14 protein-coding genes are annotated in these 14,335 nt (G+C 43.0%); 7 read left to right on the top strand and 7 right to left on the bottom strand.

Annotated elements, in window-relative coordinates; genetic code table 11:
- Positions 1–215: 215 nt before the first annotated feature.
- Positions 216–425, top strand: coding sequence for a hypothetical protein (locus FTU40_RS06220; RefSeq protein WP_004278836.1), 210 nt, complete (start codon positions 216–218; stop codon positions 423–425).
- Positions 426–458: 33 nt separating this feature from the next.
- Here the strand turns inward: FTU40_RS06220 and FTU40_RS06215 are convergent, their stop codons facing one another.
- On the bottom strand, positions 459–905 hold the full coding sequence (locus tag FTU40_RS06215) for a universal stress protein (RefSeq protein ID WP_005252208.1): 447 nt from the start codon (positions 903–905) through the stop codon (positions 459–461).
- A gap of 135 nt (positions 906–1,040) precedes the next feature.
- Positions 1,041–1,484 (bottom strand): universal stress protein, encoded by a 444-nt coding sequence (locus tag FTU40_RS06210; RefSeq protein WP_005170452.1) that lies wholly within the window; start codon positions 1,482–1,484, stop codon positions 1,041–1,043.
- 315 nt (positions 1,485–1,799) lie between these two features.
- On the opposite strand from FTU40_RS06210, the gene FTU40_RS06205 reads away from it, so the two are divergent.
- Positions 1,800–2,750 (top strand): alpha/beta hydrolase, encoded by a 951-nt coding sequence (locus FTU40_RS06205; RefSeq protein WP_218944654.1) that lies wholly within the window; start codon positions 1,800–1,802, stop codon positions 2,748–2,750.
- 84 nt (positions 2,751–2,834) lie between these two features.
- Positions 2,835–3,182, top strand: coding sequence for an SMR family transporter (locus tag FTU40_RS06200; RefSeq protein ID WP_180040176.1), 348 nt, complete (start codon positions 2,835–2,837; stop codon positions 3,180–3,182).
- A gap of 59 nt (positions 3,183–3,241) precedes the next feature.
- On the opposite strand, the gene FTU40_RS06195 is transcribed toward FTU40_RS06200, so the two are convergent.
- From FTU40_RS06195 to FTU40_RS06180, 4 genes are all read right to left on the bottom strand, one after another.
- Positions 3,242–4,417, bottom strand: a complete 1,176-nt coding sequence (locus tag FTU40_RS06195) for a benzoate/H(+) symporter BenE family transporter (protein WP_074383234.1) — start codon at positions 4,415–4,417, stop codon at positions 3,242–3,244.
- Positions 4,418–4,492: 75 nt separating this feature from the next.
- Positions 4,493–5,149, bottom strand: a complete 657-nt coding sequence (gene leuE / locus FTU40_RS06190) for a leucine efflux protein LeuE (protein ID WP_005097277.1) — start codon at positions 5,147–5,149, stop codon at positions 4,493–4,495.
- Positions 5,150–5,222: 73 nt separating this feature from the next.
- Entirely contained in the window at positions 5,223–6,200 is a 978-nt protein-coding gene (gene tal / locus FTU40_RS06185; RefSeq protein ID WP_180040174.1) for a transaldolase, read from the bottom strand.
- 89 nt (positions 6,201–6,289) lie between these two features.
- Positions 6,290–7,180 carry a LysR family transcriptional regulator gene (locus FTU40_RS06180; protein WP_005170459.1) on the bottom strand — a complete coding sequence of 297 codons (891 nt, stop codon included), beginning with the start codon at positions 7,178–7,180 and terminating at the stop codon, positions 6,290–6,292.
- Positions 7,181–7,279: 99 nt separating this feature from the next.
- On the opposite strand from FTU40_RS06180, the gene aceI reads away from it, so the two are divergent.
- Together aceI and FTU40_RS06170 are read left to right on the top strand one after the other, a co-directional pair.
- Positions 7,280–7,711 carry a chlorhexidine efflux PACE transporter AceI gene (gene aceI, locus FTU40_RS06175; RefSeq protein ID WP_005170461.1) on the top strand — a complete coding sequence of 144 codons (432 nt, stop codon included), beginning with the start codon at positions 7,280–7,282 and terminating at the stop codon, positions 7,709–7,711.
- A gap of 173 nt (positions 7,712–7,884) precedes the next feature.
- Positions 7,885–10,080 carry a beta-propeller fold lactonase family protein gene (locus FTU40_RS06170; protein ID WP_180040172.1) on the top strand — a complete coding sequence of 732 codons (2,196 nt, stop codon included), beginning with the start codon at positions 7,885–7,887 and terminating at the stop codon, positions 10,078–10,080.
- A 57-nt stretch (positions 10,081–10,137) separates the two neighbouring features.
- Here the strand turns inward: FTU40_RS06170 and FTU40_RS06165 are convergent, their stop codons facing one another.
- The gene (locus FTU40_RS06165; RefSeq protein ID WP_074383233.1) at positions 10,138–11,655 is read right to left on the bottom strand and encodes an acetyl-CoA C-acetyltransferase; all 1,518 of its coding nucleotides are present in this window, start codon (positions 11,653–11,655) and stop codon (positions 10,138–10,140) included.
- Between the two features lie 240 nt (positions 11,656–11,895).
- Between FTU40_RS06165 and FTU40_RS06160 the strand changes: the two genes are divergently transcribed.
- Together FTU40_RS06160 and FTU40_RS06155 are read left to right on the top strand one after the other, a co-directional pair.
- Complete coding sequence (locus tag FTU40_RS06160; RefSeq protein WP_180040169.1) at positions 11,896–13,287, top strand: 3-oxoacyl-ACP reductase; 1,392 nt, start codon at positions 11,896–11,898, stop codon at positions 13,285–13,287.
- Positions 13,288–13,433: 146 nt separating this feature from the next.
- Positions 13,434–14,288 carry a MaoC/PaaZ C-terminal domain-containing protein gene (locus FTU40_RS06155; protein ID WP_005170469.1) on the top strand — a complete coding sequence of 285 codons (855 nt, stop codon included), beginning with the start codon at positions 13,434–13,436 and terminating at the stop codon, positions 14,286–14,288.
- Positions 14,289–14,335: the final 47 nt, after the last annotated feature.

The following is a 14,335-nucleotide window of genomic DNA, read 5'->3' as shown; positions in this document are numbered from 1 at the left end:
ATCAATATTCATAAAAAAACCGGATCGACCTGATCCGGTTTTTTATTTCCTGTTTATTTCAAACGCTGGCTTTAAATACAGTTGAATTTCTCTAAAGGCTTAGGTAAGTACCAAAGGGTGTTACAGTATGATTATACGGAAAAGAGTATTTATTTATTAAGCTGTAAGCTAGGTAAAGGGATCTACAGATTCGCTTACTAGAGGTTGTCCAAGATATGTTAGTGAAAATTGAAGATGGTTTTTATTTAAATAGCCAGCATATTATTGCCGTACATGTCAGCAAGAATCCTGAAAATGGCTTACTTGAAATCTCGATTCAATATACGCCGCATTCCATTCAGCAGGTCGGAGAATACAAAAAAGTATTTCAAAGTCAGCTTGATGCTGAAATTTTCTTAAGTGAATTAAATCAAAAACTTCGCTAAAAGCCTGTATCATACAGGCTTTGATCAAGCATCCTATTGTCTGACGATGAGTACTGGAATAGAGGAAAGTGCCAGAACATTCTGAGCGACACTGCCCAGCATGAGTTTTTGCAAACCTTTACGGCCATGTGAACCCATAATAATGACATCAGTCGGTGATTCATTTGCAGCCTGTAAGATTCCTTCTGAAGGTGCCATACCATGCAGGATTTTTGTCGTGACCTGTATGCCTTCACGAACAAAGCTCTGTTTCAGGTCATTTAAGCGATCAAGCGCATTTTGTTCTGCATGCATAAAGTAATCTGTGACTGCTGGAGCAACTTTATAAAAATCTACGCCCTTAAAAGGGTCAACCGCAATGACACTGAGTAAGGTGACATGGCTATGAAATACTTTGGCCAGTTCGAGGGCATGTTCTGCGGCAGCATAGGAAATCGAGGACTCATCGAGTGCTACGAGAAGATGATCATAATTATTCATGGTGCTTCCTGATATTTATTATTGCAGTAAGGAGAATAGGGGTTAGGTGGGTGAATCTCCATAACGTACGGTTTGGTTTGAAATCAAATATAGAAAACCGAGTAATGCGCACCTTGAAGATGCGCAAAGCTTTGATTATTTTTTCACGATCAGAACCGGAATTTCACTGGCACCTAAAACATCCTGTGCAAAGCTGCCCAGAATCATTTTCTGGAAGCCTTTACGGCCATGAGAACCCATAACAATCAGGTCTGCTTTTACTTCATCAGCAGTTTTGGCAATGTGCTCGGCATTGACCAGACCCGTGACGATCCGTGACTGAGCTTCAATACCTTCAGTCGCTGCAATCGCAGTGGCTTCTTTCAGGGCATTTTTGGCATTGGCATGCGCCTGTACAAAATATTCCTTCATGATAGATGAGCTGTAATAGAAATCAGCTTCAGTAAAAGGATCTTCTGCAATCAGGCTGATCAGGGAAAGCTGGCCACCAAATGCTTTGGCAATTTTTGCAGCATGTCGTACTGCGGAAAAAGAAATTTCTGAGCCGTCTACCGGAACTAAAATATGCTGATAGGCCATGATTTTTTTACTCCAAATGTTTATTGTTCGCTTCTGATTCATTGATAGCACAGTGACTCTACAGGTGCAATTGCAAAACCTAAAAAAATGAAAAAACTCATTAAATTACAACTATTATTCACATAAAACTGTAAAGAAATGGGCAAATAAATCCGAGCAAAAAACTGGGGATTTTCACCTCTGCTGCCAGAACGAACTGGATTAAGTTTTTGGTTTTTGAGCATTTCAGTTAAACTGCCTGCGCTTGATTTTTATCAATATAGGGAAATTGAAATTGTGAGATATATCGCGGTAAATCTTGTGCTGGTCAGCTCGATGATGTTAGCGGGCTGTCAGAATACCGTACAAAATAGCAGGCTAATTGCCAGTGCCTTCAATATGACTACGGGCCTACAACAAAAAGTGATGGATCGTTATGCTCCTGAAACTGTTCGGGTACAGAACAATATCGTGTACCAGCCGCTACAGGATTTAAGCTTCGATCTATATCAACCGCAGAATATTCAGAATCTAGGCCCGAGACCGACCATTGTCTGGATTCATGGCGGTGGCTGGATTTCAGGTTCCAAGGCACATGCCCGCGGCTATTTTAAGCTATTGGCGGCGCAAGGCTATAACGTGATTTCTGTACAATATCAGTTTGCGCCGCAGGTGACTTATCCGAGTCAACTTCAGCAAATTAATCAGGCGTTGGCATTTATCAACACGCATGCCGAGAACTACTACATTGATGCAGCACAACTGTATTTAGCCGGAGATTCTGCCGGTGCCAATCTGGCCAGTCATTATGCCGCATTGTTGACCAATCCAGAGTTTTCACAACAATCCAATTTCAGTCCAAATATTCAGCCAATGCAGCTCAAAGGCTTGATTTTGCATTGTGGTATTTACGATCTACAGGCCTTTGTGCAAAAAGCACCGGATGAAATCAAAATGGTCGAATGGGGCGTTTATAATCTGGTACAGGCTTATACGGGCGACCAGAAAGATGATGTCGAATTTTTAAAGCAGATTTCCCCGATCCAGCATATTTCAAATGCTTATCCGCCGGTGTTCATCAGTGGCGGTAATAAAGACTTTCTGACCGATACTCAGTCCTTACCTTTTGTAGAGACACTCAAGGCCCGGAATATTGCAGTGACCGAGGTATTTTATCCGGAATCTAAGGCCTGGCTGATTCATGAATACCAGTTTTTTATGGGCAAAAAAGAGAGTCAGCAAACCTTTATTCGCACCCTTGATTTTCTGCACCAGCATTCACTGTAAAATAAGCATTATTTAAAGTTTAATTTTCTATTTTAATTGGCTTGTTATTCAAAGCATGAACACTGAAATTTTGGAGATGGAAAAATGAATCCTGTATCGTGGGCCTACCTGTTACTGGCACTGGCGATTGTCGCCGAAGTCACAGGCTCTACATTTTTAGTAAAATCTGAAGGCTTTAGCAAATTATGGCCGTCTTTGGCAGTCGTGGTTTTATTCTGTATTGCATTTTATTTATTGTCCCAAGTGATTAAAGTCATTCCATTGGGAATCGCTTATGCCATCTGGGCCGGTGTGGGAATTGTTCTGACTGCAATTGTGGGCTATGTACTTTTCAAGCAGACGCTCGATGTGCCTGCACTTATTGGCATTGCACTGATTATTTCCGGTGTACTCATCATCAACCTTTTTTCCCAGACCGCAGGACATTCATAAAAGGCAGACATGATCGCTGCCCTTATTTGTCATTTTATTCTAATGATCAGTCATCAATTTTAAGTGACTTGAGGCTTGAGCTTAAATAGAAAATAAACCATTAATCCCAGTAGTAAGCCCCAAAAGGCTGAACCAATCCCGAAAAACTGAATATTGGATGCACTGAATAAAAAGGTCATCAGAGCCGCTTCACGTTCATGGCTTTGCTGAAAAGCCAGCGCGATGTTATGCCCAATGGTGCCGAATAAGGCAATTCCGGCCAGAATGGTAATCAGGATTGCTGGAAATGCCATCAGGACACTGGTCAAGGTCGCTGCAAATAGTCCCATCAAAATATAAAACAGCCCACAACTCATGCCTGCAATATAGCGTTTCTGTGGGTCGGGATGAGCTTGAGTATCCAGACTCACTGCCGCACTGATCGCAGCAAGATTGACACTAAAGCAGCCAAAAGGTGCCAGTATCGCCTGACTTATACCGGTCCAGCCTAAAATACCGTTTACCTTGGGTGGATAGCCATAGCTTTTAATTACTGCCAGTCCGGGTAGATATTGCGAAGCCAGATTGATCACCAACAGTGGTAAAGCCAGCCCTAGAACAGCTTGTAGACTAAATTCAGGTTGGATCCAGACCGGCTGGGCCATACTCCAGTTTAAACTCGGGATTGTAAAATCGATAAAGAAAGGGCAGAGCGCAATTGCGGTAAATACGGTAATCACGATGCTATAGCGTGTGCTGATTTTTTTTGAGATCAGATAAATGGCCAGGACACTGAGTACAAATTTCCAGGACTGTTGCAGGCTACCAAATACTGAAATACCAAATTTTAGCAATACTCCAGCCAGCATGGCACTGGTTAAACTTTGTGGAATAAAATGAAAAATACGCTCAAAAATTCCTAAGAATCCCAGCGCAGCAGTCAACAGTCCACAAATCAGAAACGCACCAATCGCTTCACCGAGGCTGTAATGACCCGCAGACGCAATGATCAAAGCTAGTCCCGCCGTTGACCAGGCAGTAGAAACAGGATACTGATATTTCCAGGACAGCCACACACCAGAGATACCTATGCCGATTCCCAGTGCCCATAACCAGGAACTGATTTGTGCCGCATTGGCGCCTAAGCTTTGTGCAGCTTCAATCACCAGTACAGCAGAAACACTAATGCCAATCAGGCAGGTAATCAGGCCGGCAATGACCGCAGTAAGAGACAGATCTTGTAATAGTTTTGGCATCGTCCATGACACAATTTTAAAAAGCGTTTAAATCATACGCTTTTCACGTATTTAGACAATATCTGTTTCAAGCTTTTATAAGGTAGAGCTGGCTAGCTTCATCCCAAAACCACAGAATAAAATGCCGACTATGGCCACACAACTGGCTGTCAGTTTGTAATGCTGGTTGAAATAGGAGGCCAGTTTTACCCCTGAGAAAATCAGAATGGACAGATAGGTCATGCTAATCAATTGCAAGATCAAAGCCAATAGAATGAAAGTCAATGCCGGATAAGGATAGCGAGGATCAACAAATTGCACAAAAAATGACAGATAAAACAGAATCGCTTTTGGATTTAAAATACTGATGGTCAATGCAGTACGAAATGGCTGAATAGACGAAGCTTTAGCATCAGCCGCATTCATCTGCGGAATCGTCACTTTTTCTGTTGGACGAATGGTTTTATAGGCGGCAATTAATAACTTCATCCCCAGATAACTCAGGTAGATGGCGCCGATAATCTTCAAAGTAATAAACAGGATTGGAAAAGCATGCAATAAAGATGCAGCCCCCAAAGCAGTACATAAAATCAGAATCATGTCACCGGTATACACTCCCAGAGCACCTAAATAACCTGTCTTGATACCAAAACGTGAGGCAATGGACATGACATAAAGGGAATTGGGGCCGGGCAAGAGCACAATTAAGGTGGTACCAATGATAAAGGTACTGAGATCTGTAATACCAAACACGAAGAATTCGCACAAGAAAAAGCCGATGCGGCATTATAGCAACATCGGCTGGTAAAATTTCTAAGATTTTAGCTTAGCTTTCAACGGGATTGAGAAAGGTTTGACCTAATAGCGCAGCCAGTTGCTCACGCGCTTTGATGAAACCCTGAATACCGCCTTGTAACAGTTCACTGGCCATTTGATCCTGCTTCAGCTGTTCCAGAAATGCTGCCTGACTGATCGGACTCAGTTCACCCTGCACAGTAATAGCTGTCGCTGAAAGTTGCAGCTGAACTTCACGTTGATCATGGTTCAGTTCTGCCAGTAGATTTGGTGCAACGGTAAGAAGGTCACAACCGCTCAAGCCCAAGACCTGATCGATACTGCGGAAGCTGGCGCCCATAATTTCGGTTTGAATGCCATGGGCTTTATAAAACTCATAAATACTTTTAACCGATAACACGCCAGGATCTTTTTCGATTGGATAAGCATCCACACCTTCAGCCTTCTTGTACCAGTCCAGAATCCGGCCAACAAAAGGTGAAATTAAAGTAACTTTGGCATCAGCGCAGGCATGGGCCTGATGCTGGCCAAATAACAGGGTCAGGTTGGTATGAATGCCTTCTTCTTCTAAGGTTCTTGCGGCCTGAATGCCTTCCCAGGTTGATGCAATCTTGATCAGGATGCGATCGGAGTCAATCCCATACTGCGCATATAGTGCCAGTAACTCTTTGGCTTTTGCGATGGTGGCAGCAGTATCAAAAGACAGGGACGCATCGACTTCAGTCGAAACACGCCCTTCAATTAATTTCAAGATTTCAACGCCGAATTTGACGGTCAAAATATCAATGGTACGTTCAATTAGGGCATCATCCGCATAGCCTTCCTGCTGCGCCTGCTGATAGGCCGCTTCAATCAGGGCCTTGTTCTCAACTTGACTGGCCGCTGCTGTAATCAGTGATGGATTGGTGGTTGCATCCAGAGGACGAAATTTTTCAATTGCGCTCAAGTCACTGCTATCCGCCACAATTGTGGTCAAGTTTTTTAATTGGTCTAATGCGGTTAATGTCATTACGATCTAGTTCTATGGTTATTGCTTATGCATACTTTTATATCATAAACCCTGTATTTACCAAGTAGACTGAAGTGGTGTTTCTGTGATTATTTGCTACTTTTACGCTGATTTCGCAGATGATTAATCAAAAAATGAGCAGCTGTGCCCAAGTTGCTTTCCCGACTCCAGACCAGATCGATAAAATATTCAAACTTTGGGGTGAAATCGAGCAGATTCAGCACTTGCAGATTTTGCTGTAAATTCGGCTGTTTTTTTAGCATTTCCTGCGGGAGAACACCCCAACCCAAACCCTGTTGAATCATGCTACAGGCAGAATGATGATTGTCAGTGCGCCAGTAATGACGGGAATATAATAATTCAGGTTTAATATTACGGTCACGGCTCGCCACCACAATTTGACGGCTATTTAGAATCTGTTCAAAGCTGACCTGATCGTATTGACTCAGTACATGCTGCTTGGCTGCGACAGGAATCAAGACTTCACGCTTTAATTCCACAAACTGTTCACGTGCATCGAGTTGTTCCCGCTCAAACATTAATGCCAGTTGTGCGCTACCATCCAAGAGCATCTGTTGCGCATCTTCCTGAGGTGCACCAAAGACATTAATCTGAAGCTCGGGAAATTGCTGTTCCACCAGAACGACATAATCAGTCCAGCGCGTATGCAGTAATTCAGAAACGATGACGATATTCAGTTCAGACTCCAGGCCTGAACTTAGGGCAAGCGCATGCTGTTTCCACTGATTCATTTCGATTAACAGCTGTTCTGTTCTTTCATACAGTGTCTGTGCCTGCTCCGTTGGCACAGGTTCACGCCCAATACGCTGGAACAGTTGCAGATTCAGATCAATTTCTAAATTCGCAATTGACATGCTAATGGCAGAGGGAACTTTGCCCAATTTTCGTGCAGCTGCAGAGAATGAACCGGTTTCCATCACAGTTTTAAATACAGTGAGTTGTTCCTGATTAATATTCATGCAATCTTATCTATCAATTTTATTGAAATATTCTAACTCGATTAATCAGTTTAAAGAACATAATATGCGCGATTATTGATAAAAAACCGAGTAATGAAAATGTTGATTTCCAAAAGACGACTTGTGCATGCGCTTAGCTATGAAGTCATCCTGTTGGTGATCATTGCGATAGCTTTGAGTCTTATTTTTAATATGCCGCTAGAAGTCACAGGTGCACTGGGAATTGTGATGGCCGTGACCTCTGTCATCTGGAATATGCTGTTTAATCATTATTTCGAAAAATTTGAAGCGAAACGTCAACTGAAACGAACGATTCGAGTGCGTATTTTACATGCGATTGGCTTTGAAGGTGGTTTAATGCTCGCCACCATTCCAATGGTGGCCTATGCGATGAACATGGGGCTATGGCAGGCGATTGTGCTCGATTTTAGCCTGACCTTGTGTATTCTGGTATATACCTTCATTTTTCAGTGGTGTTATGATTCGATAGAAGAAATGCTTGGATATCAGCCTGAGCATCGAAAAATATAATAAGAAAAGCATAGAAAAAAATAAAGCACAGCTAATGTTACTTGTGCTTTATGTGGGGAATCTAGTAAACAGCAGTATTTCTTTGACACATAGCACACTTATTCGACTTGGTATTCATCTTAAACCCCTTTATAAGAGCAGAAGTTTTTATGCATTTGCATCTAAGGGGAATTATGAAGTTAAAATATAGCTTGTTGAGTTTAAGCATTGCCTTACTCATGACTGCTTGTGGCGGCGGTGGTGGTGAGAATGACAGCCATGCATCTAAGCCTGGGTCAGGTACGGCTGGCTCTAATCCATCAACAGGAAATAATGCTCAATTTACCAAAATTTCAGAATTTAAAGTCTTGGATGTGGGTTCGGAACTTACTGCTCAAGATTTCGGTTTAAGTACATGGAATCCTACAGCCCTGGTACGAACTGGTGATGTATTGTATATCGCCAATAGCCAATCAGAATCAAAAATTTTACGTTATGATTTAAAACAAAAACGTGCGCTGAGTGCAATTGACCCATTAAAAATTGAAGGCTTAGCAAAAAAATGGGACAGTCTTGCAGATATCGAAATCCATGCAGAACGCTTATATGTGGCCAGTTATGGTTCTAACCGTGTCGATATTCTAGATATTTCACAGCCTCAACCGAGCTTTGTGATGGCGCTAGGAACTGGCGTTTGGTGGGGCGATACAGTGAACCATGCTTTAGTTCACAGTAATGCTGTTACCGCAGATGACCACTATATCTATGTCCCCGATATCGAAGGTCGTATTAATGTCTGGCGTCAAAGCGATGCTATTGCACAAAACCATTTAAAAGCGAAAAAGTTTGCTCGGCTCAGTCTTCCTGATTGTGGTCGTAACTGTAATGCACGTATGGAAGTCATGCGAGATCATCTGTATACCAGCCTTCCAAACGGTAAAACTTATGTGCATGACATTAACCAAATTCGTGAAAATGACACTCACATTGCACCTATTTTGACAGAGTCAAATCTTGCGACCCTTTTACACCGTCATGATGACGGTACTGTGTATACCGCAAGGAATGATGGTTCGATAGCAACATATCCTACTCAGGAATTTGGCTTAAAATCAATTCTGCCAAAGCACAATATCGACCAATTCAAAAAATATATCCTGAAAGGGCAAGCTGAAAGCAGTCATATCGAAAGAGCAGGTGATGTTGCGGTGTATGGCCAACAGTTGATTCATTTGTCTAATCAAAGGGTTAAGCTCTTGCCAATGGTCACATTACAGCAAAATAAGACCAAACAGCTGAGTTCTGCATTATTGTTGACTGAATCTAAAGCACAAAATCAAACACGTGTATTGCAAGATGGTGAATCTTGGGAGGCGCTGACCAATAGTGCTGAACGTCATGTGTATATGAATCGGATTTTATCGGCAGAGCTGAGTAGCAACGCTTTAACGCTTAAAAGTTATAGCGCTGTTCCTGTTCGAAATTTACAAATTCGCGCCAAAATCCGTCATTCAGATGATTGGGTTATACTTGCAGATTTAGATGAGCTTACGCCATTTTCCACTGCAAAATTTAATATTAAATTGAATGATCAATCCCACTTCCCGCTTGCAGATGGCAGTGGTTCAATTCAGTTGGCAGGTTTAAGTCAGACCACGCTGATACCAAGTGATATTTTCGATTTACATGTGACTTCTGAAACAGACGAGCATGTGAAAAAGCTCAATAAAATTCAGGCAAAATGGAAAATCTATTTTGGTAAATATGACGAACCAGGCAAATGGTGTCGAGTAACGCCTGTCTATGCGCGTGAATGGGTCATCATGATGACGAACTTAGCATACATGCTCAGTACCCCTGAATTTGAAAACCTCTGGTTTAATCATAAAGCAGTGATGGGCCATGATTTCTTTGGTAATGCAGGTCAAGTCGATGGGCCAAACGGTATTTATATGCCTGAAGACTATGTTCGTATCTACAAAGAGATTTTAAATCGTAACGAGATTAATCTTGGTATTACCAATATGGGTGGTGGTCTTGGTGGCGGTACCGTGCTGGGTGTCGATACTTGGCTATTCTATGGTCACTATCGTTTATCAGGTTTTCGTATTATTGCGCATGAATTCGGACATCATTGGGGGGGACATAATAGCGCATGGGCGATGTCATCACATGGCTTCGAGCCGATGGTGGATTGGTTGAACTTCTACTTCCAGCGCCGTCCTGGTTCACTGCCTTATATGGATCCAAATGTTAACGCATTCCACCTCACTCCCGATGCAGCGCTGTGCCAGGGGGTTAATCAAAACATTGTGAGGGGTGTAGCATCAACAGCACCTTGGAATAAAATTGACGAATACTTTAAAAATAATCCAATGCCAATACAGTAGGTAAAAGGTATAAAAAAGCTCCTCAATCGAGGAGCTTTTTTGAATCAAGGTAGCAGCTTATTTTTCAATAATCGCTGTAACACCCTGACCACCGGCAGCACAGATCGATACCAGTACACGACCTGAACCTTTTTGAGCAATCAGTTTGGCTGCCGTCGCAATAATACGACCACCAGTTGCTGCAAAGGGATGACCGGCTGCAAGTGATGAGCCTTTCACGTTCAGTTTTGCACGGTCAATTGAACCGAGTGGCGCATCCAGACCTAAACGCTCTTTACAGAATGCTGGATCTTCCCATGCCTTTAAAGTAGACAGCACTTGAGAAGCAAATGCTTCATGAATTTCATAATAGTCGAAGTCCTGAAGTTTTAGGCCCGCACGTTCCAGCATGCGAGGAACAGCATAAGCAGGTGCCATCAATAAACCTTCTTTCTTCTCGACGAAATCAACTGCTGCAGTTTCCTGAAAAGTCAGATAAGCCAAAACTTCATGACCATTGGCTTTTGCCCATTCTTCAGACGCTAGCAGAACGCAAGAAGCACCATCTGTCAGTGGGGTAGAGTTACCCGCAGTCATGGTACGCGCATCGCCCTTACCAAACGCAGGTTTAAGCTTCGCCAGTTTCTCGACTGAAGAATCAGCACGCAGGTTATTGTCACGCTCTAAACCCAGGAATGGCGTGATCAGATCATCAAAGAAACCTTCTTCATAAGCTGCTGCCATTTTCTGGTGTGAAGATGCAGCAAGTTCATCTTGCGCTTCACGGGAAATACCCCATTCCAGTGTGGTAATCGCCTGATGATCACCCATAGACAAGCCAGTACGTGGCTCACCATTTTTAGGTGCGTCCATCAATTCTTTGACATTAATTTTGGTCAAGGCTTTTAAACGGTCTTTGGCAGTTTTGGCAATGTTCAATTCAAGCAGCGCTTTACGTAAACCGTCACCCAATGCAATGGGCGCATCAGAGGTGGTATCTACACCACCGGCGATTCCTACTTCAATTTGGCCCAGTGCAATCTTGTTTGCCACTAAAAATGCAGCTTGTAAACCCGTACCACACGCCTGCTGGATATCATAAGCTGGGGTTTCTGGTGCCAGTGCCGTATCCAGAACACATTCACGAGTCAGGTTAAAGTCACGGCTATGCTTCAGGACAGCACCTGCAACCACTTCACCGACACGTTGACCTTGCAGATTAAAGCGCTCTACCAGACCATTTAATGCTGCGGTCAGCATGTCCGAGTTAGAGGCAGTAAAATAGGCACCATTCGAACGTGCAAATGGAATACGGTTGCCACCAAGAATAGCAACGCGGCGAACTGTGTTTTGGCTCATATTATTATCCTGTTGAACAGAAGGCTGTGTTTTTGAAACTGAATCTGTTTGAGTTGATGTCGTCTGACTGCTACTGCTCGCTGTACGACGGGTACGCGGAGTTTTAGCCGGACTTTTTGTTGCAGCAGCGGCTGTATCCGTGTTTTTAGTGCTACGCTTAGCACGCGTTGATGATTTTGACACAGCTGGAGATGCGGAATTCTCGACTGCTGGATTTTCTTGAGTTGTTTTGCTCATAAGGCTTTTCCAAGCAAATTGATCGTCTTCTTGTGGCTTACATTAGCATAGATGAGTATATGCTGTATTGACTACAATGACATTGCAGACTGCGCTCAGGTCAAGTCATCTGCCAGATATCTCAAGTATGATTGGGTAGAATCTGGTAGATCTATTGCAATATAAGTATCTGGCATTATATTGAAGTTAAAGGATAACTTTAGATCGATCAAAAATTAATTTGTATGAGAGATAATAAACATGACTGATCAGTACCAAACTTTCGCAAAATCTCCTATTGGTAAATTTGTCATTAAAAATCTGGGCCTGCCATCCCCAATTTCCCTAGACCGTTTCGAGTCTGCAACGCCAGTGGTAAAAGGCGCTGTGTTATTCGGTGCTGCACCTGCGAGTGTATTGACCGGTTCTATTGCTCAGGTGTTGGCAAATATTCATGCCAATAGCTATGCAGGCAATAATGCGGAACTGCAACAGGCAGCAGCGAAATCAGGTCTGAACCTGAATGCATTTAATACTGGCGATAAAGAATCCAAATTTAAAGTGGTTATTTTTGATGCTTCTGGTATTGAAAATTCAGAGCAACTAAAATCACTTTATGAATTCTTTAATCCGATTGCGCGTCAGATTCAAAGTTCTGGTCGTGTGGTCGTGATCGGCACAACACCTGAATCTGCAAAATCTGTGAGTCAGGCCATTGCACAACGTGCGCTCGAAGGTTTTGTCAAATCTGTGGGCAAAGAATTTAAAAAGGGTATTGCAGCCAACCTGATTTATGTCGATGCAGGTGCCGAAGCCAATCTTGAGTCTGTGCTACGTTTTGCAATTTCTCCACGCTCTGCCTATGTGTCTGGTCAGGTTATTCGTGTATCGGCAGCAGCACAAGTAGACTTGGACTGGAGTAAGCCACTGGCAGGAAAAACGGCAGTAGTAACTGGAGCAAGCCGTGGTATTGGTGAGGCGATTGCTCATGTGCTGGCACGTGATGGCGCACATGTGATTTGTCTGGATGTCCCACAACAGCAGGCAGATCTGGATCGTGTCGCTGGTGAAATTGGCGGCTCTACACTAGCGATTGACATTACTGCAGCCGATGCGGGTGAGAAAATCAAACAGGCGGCAGCGGCGCAGGGTGGTCTGGATATTATCGTGCATAATGCCGGGATTACCCGCGACAAGACTTTGGCCAATATGAAGCCTGAGCTTTGGGATCTGGTCATTAACATCAACCTGTCAGCAATTGAACGCGTCAATGATTACTTGCTCTGCAACGATGGTCTAAATGCAAATGGCCGTATTATCTGTGTATCTTCTATTTCAGGTATTGCAGGTAATCTGGGTCAAACCAACTATGCAGCCTCTAAAGCAGGTGTGATTGGTGTGGTGAAATTCACAGCACCGACATTAAAAAATGGTATAACCATTAATGCTGTGGCACCGGGTTTTATTGAAACGCAAATGACAGCAGCAATTCCATTTGCCATCCGTGAAGCTGGACGCCGTATGAATTCCATGAGTCAGGGTGGTCATCCTGCTGATGTGGCAGAAGCGATTGCGATGTTTGCCTCGACTGCCTCTTCAGGTTTGAATGGCAATGTGGTGCGTGTGTGTGGTCAGAGCTTGTTAGGGGCTTAATTTAGAATCCCTCTAATTCCCCCTTTGCAAAAGGGGGCTACTCCTCCCTTTGTTAAAGGGAGGTTGGGAGGGATTTATTTAAAAAGATATTCTTCCTTCTTTTAAAAAGAAGGACGTCATAAAGATAAATATTCCAAAGGTTCAGTATGAATACTCGCCATTTTAGTCAACTTCCAAAACCTTATTTAGCCTATCCAAAAGTGATTCAGGGCTTGATTTTTAAAAAGCCAAAAGCTGAAAAAGTTCTACCGCAAGTTGAATATGTGGTGGATTCATTCAAGGTCGATCAAAAGCATCTGAAAGCCTATAATGAAGTTTGTGGTTTTAAAAATAATGGCTATATTCCAGCCATTTATCTAACAGTTCTTTCACAAAGCCTGCAAATGCATATGATGACGGCTGAAGCTTTTCCTTTTCCGGTTCTCGGTCTGGTGCATATCCGCAATCAGGTCAAACAGTATCGTAAAATCGGAGTCAATGAATCTCTCACATTGTCTTGCAAGTTTGGTGAATTGCAGCCGCATGATAAAGGTGTACAGTTTGATTTCATCACCACAGTAAAAGTCGGTGATGAAGTGGTGGTGGAAGCCTTGACCACTTATCTGTCCCGTCAAAAGAGTAAAGGCAAAGCTGCAGCCAAAATCGTCGAAAACAAGACACCCGATTATGAGCTGAATGCTGAATGGGAAATTCTAGAAAATACGGGTCGCCGTTATGCCATGACATCCGGCGACTTTAACCTGATTCATATTCATGCCCTAATGGCTAAGGCATTCGGATTTAAACAGGCGATTGCGCATGGTATGTGGACCAAGGCTAAAGCTTTGTCCAGCCTGGCATTGCCCGATGCCTATGAAGCAGATGTCTGGTTTAAACTGCCCTTATATCTGCCTTCCAAAGTGCAATTCTTAACCGCGAAAGCAGCTAATGATACGGAAATCCTGATTCGTAATAGCAAAAATCAGAAGCCGCATGTCACAGGAACTGTGACCGCAATTTAAAGTACGATAAAAGCCTGAACCTGATTTAGGCTTTTTTGTTTTTAAGA

It is taken from the genome of Acinetobacter sp. YH12100 (assembly GCF_013419135.1).
GTDB classification, from domain to species: Bacteria; Pseudomonadota; Gammaproteobacteria; order Pseudomonadales; family Moraxellaceae; genus Acinetobacter; species Acinetobacter pseudolwoffii.
This window is presented reverse-complemented; position numbering and strand designations above follow the sequence as displayed.

Bases quoted from the DNA above. Each gene is read 5' to 3' on its own strand.
- FTU40_RS06195 (WP_074383234.1), bottom strand. From the start codon at position 4,417: ATGCCAAAACTATTACAAGATCTGTCTCTTACTGCGGTCATTGCCGGC.
- FTU40_RS06200 (WP_180040176.1), top strand. From the start codon at position 2,835: ATGAATCCTGTATCGTGGGCCTACCTGTTACTGGCACTGGCGATTGTC.
- aceI (WP_005170461.1), top strand. From the start codon at position 7,280: ATGTTGATTTCCAAAAGACGACTTGTGCATGCGCTTAGCTATGAAGTC.
- FTU40_RS06160 (WP_180040169.1), top strand. From the start codon at position 11,896: ATGACTGATCAGTACCAAACTTTCGCAAAATCTCCTATTGGTAAATTT.
- FTU40_RS06205 (WP_218944654.1), top strand. From the start codon at position 1,800: ATGATGTTAGCGGGCTGTCAGAATACCGTACAAAATAGCAGGCTAATT.
- FTU40_RS06210 (WP_005170452.1), bottom strand. From the start codon at position 1,484: ATGGCCTATCAGCATATTTTAGTTCCGGTAGACGGCTCAGAAATTTCT.
- FTU40_RS06165 (WP_074383233.1), bottom strand. From the start codon at position 11,655: ATGAGCAAAACAACTCAAGAAAATCCAGCAGTCGAGAATTCCGCATCT.
- FTU40_RS06220 (WP_004278836.1), top strand. From the start codon at position 216: ATGTTAGTGAAAATTGAAGATGGTTTTTATTTAAATAGCCAGCATATT.
- tal (WP_180040174.1), bottom strand. From the start codon at position 6,200: ATGACATTAACCGCATTAGACCAATTAAAAAACTTGACCACAATTGTG.
- FTU40_RS06155 (WP_005170469.1), top strand. From the start codon at position 13,434: ATGAATACTCGCCATTTTAGTCAACTTCCAAAACCTTATTTAGCCTAT.
- FTU40_RS06170 (WP_180040172.1), top strand. From the start codon at position 7,885: ATGAAGTTAAAATATAGCTTGTTGAGTTTAAGCATTGCCTTACTCATG.
- FTU40_RS06180 (WP_005170459.1), bottom strand. From the start codon at position 7,180: ATGAATATTAATCAGGAACAACTCACTGTATTTAAAACTGTGATGGAA.
- FTU40_RS06215 (WP_005252208.1), bottom strand. From the start codon at position 905: ATGAATAATTATGATCATCTTCTCGTAGCACTCGATGAGTCCTCGATT.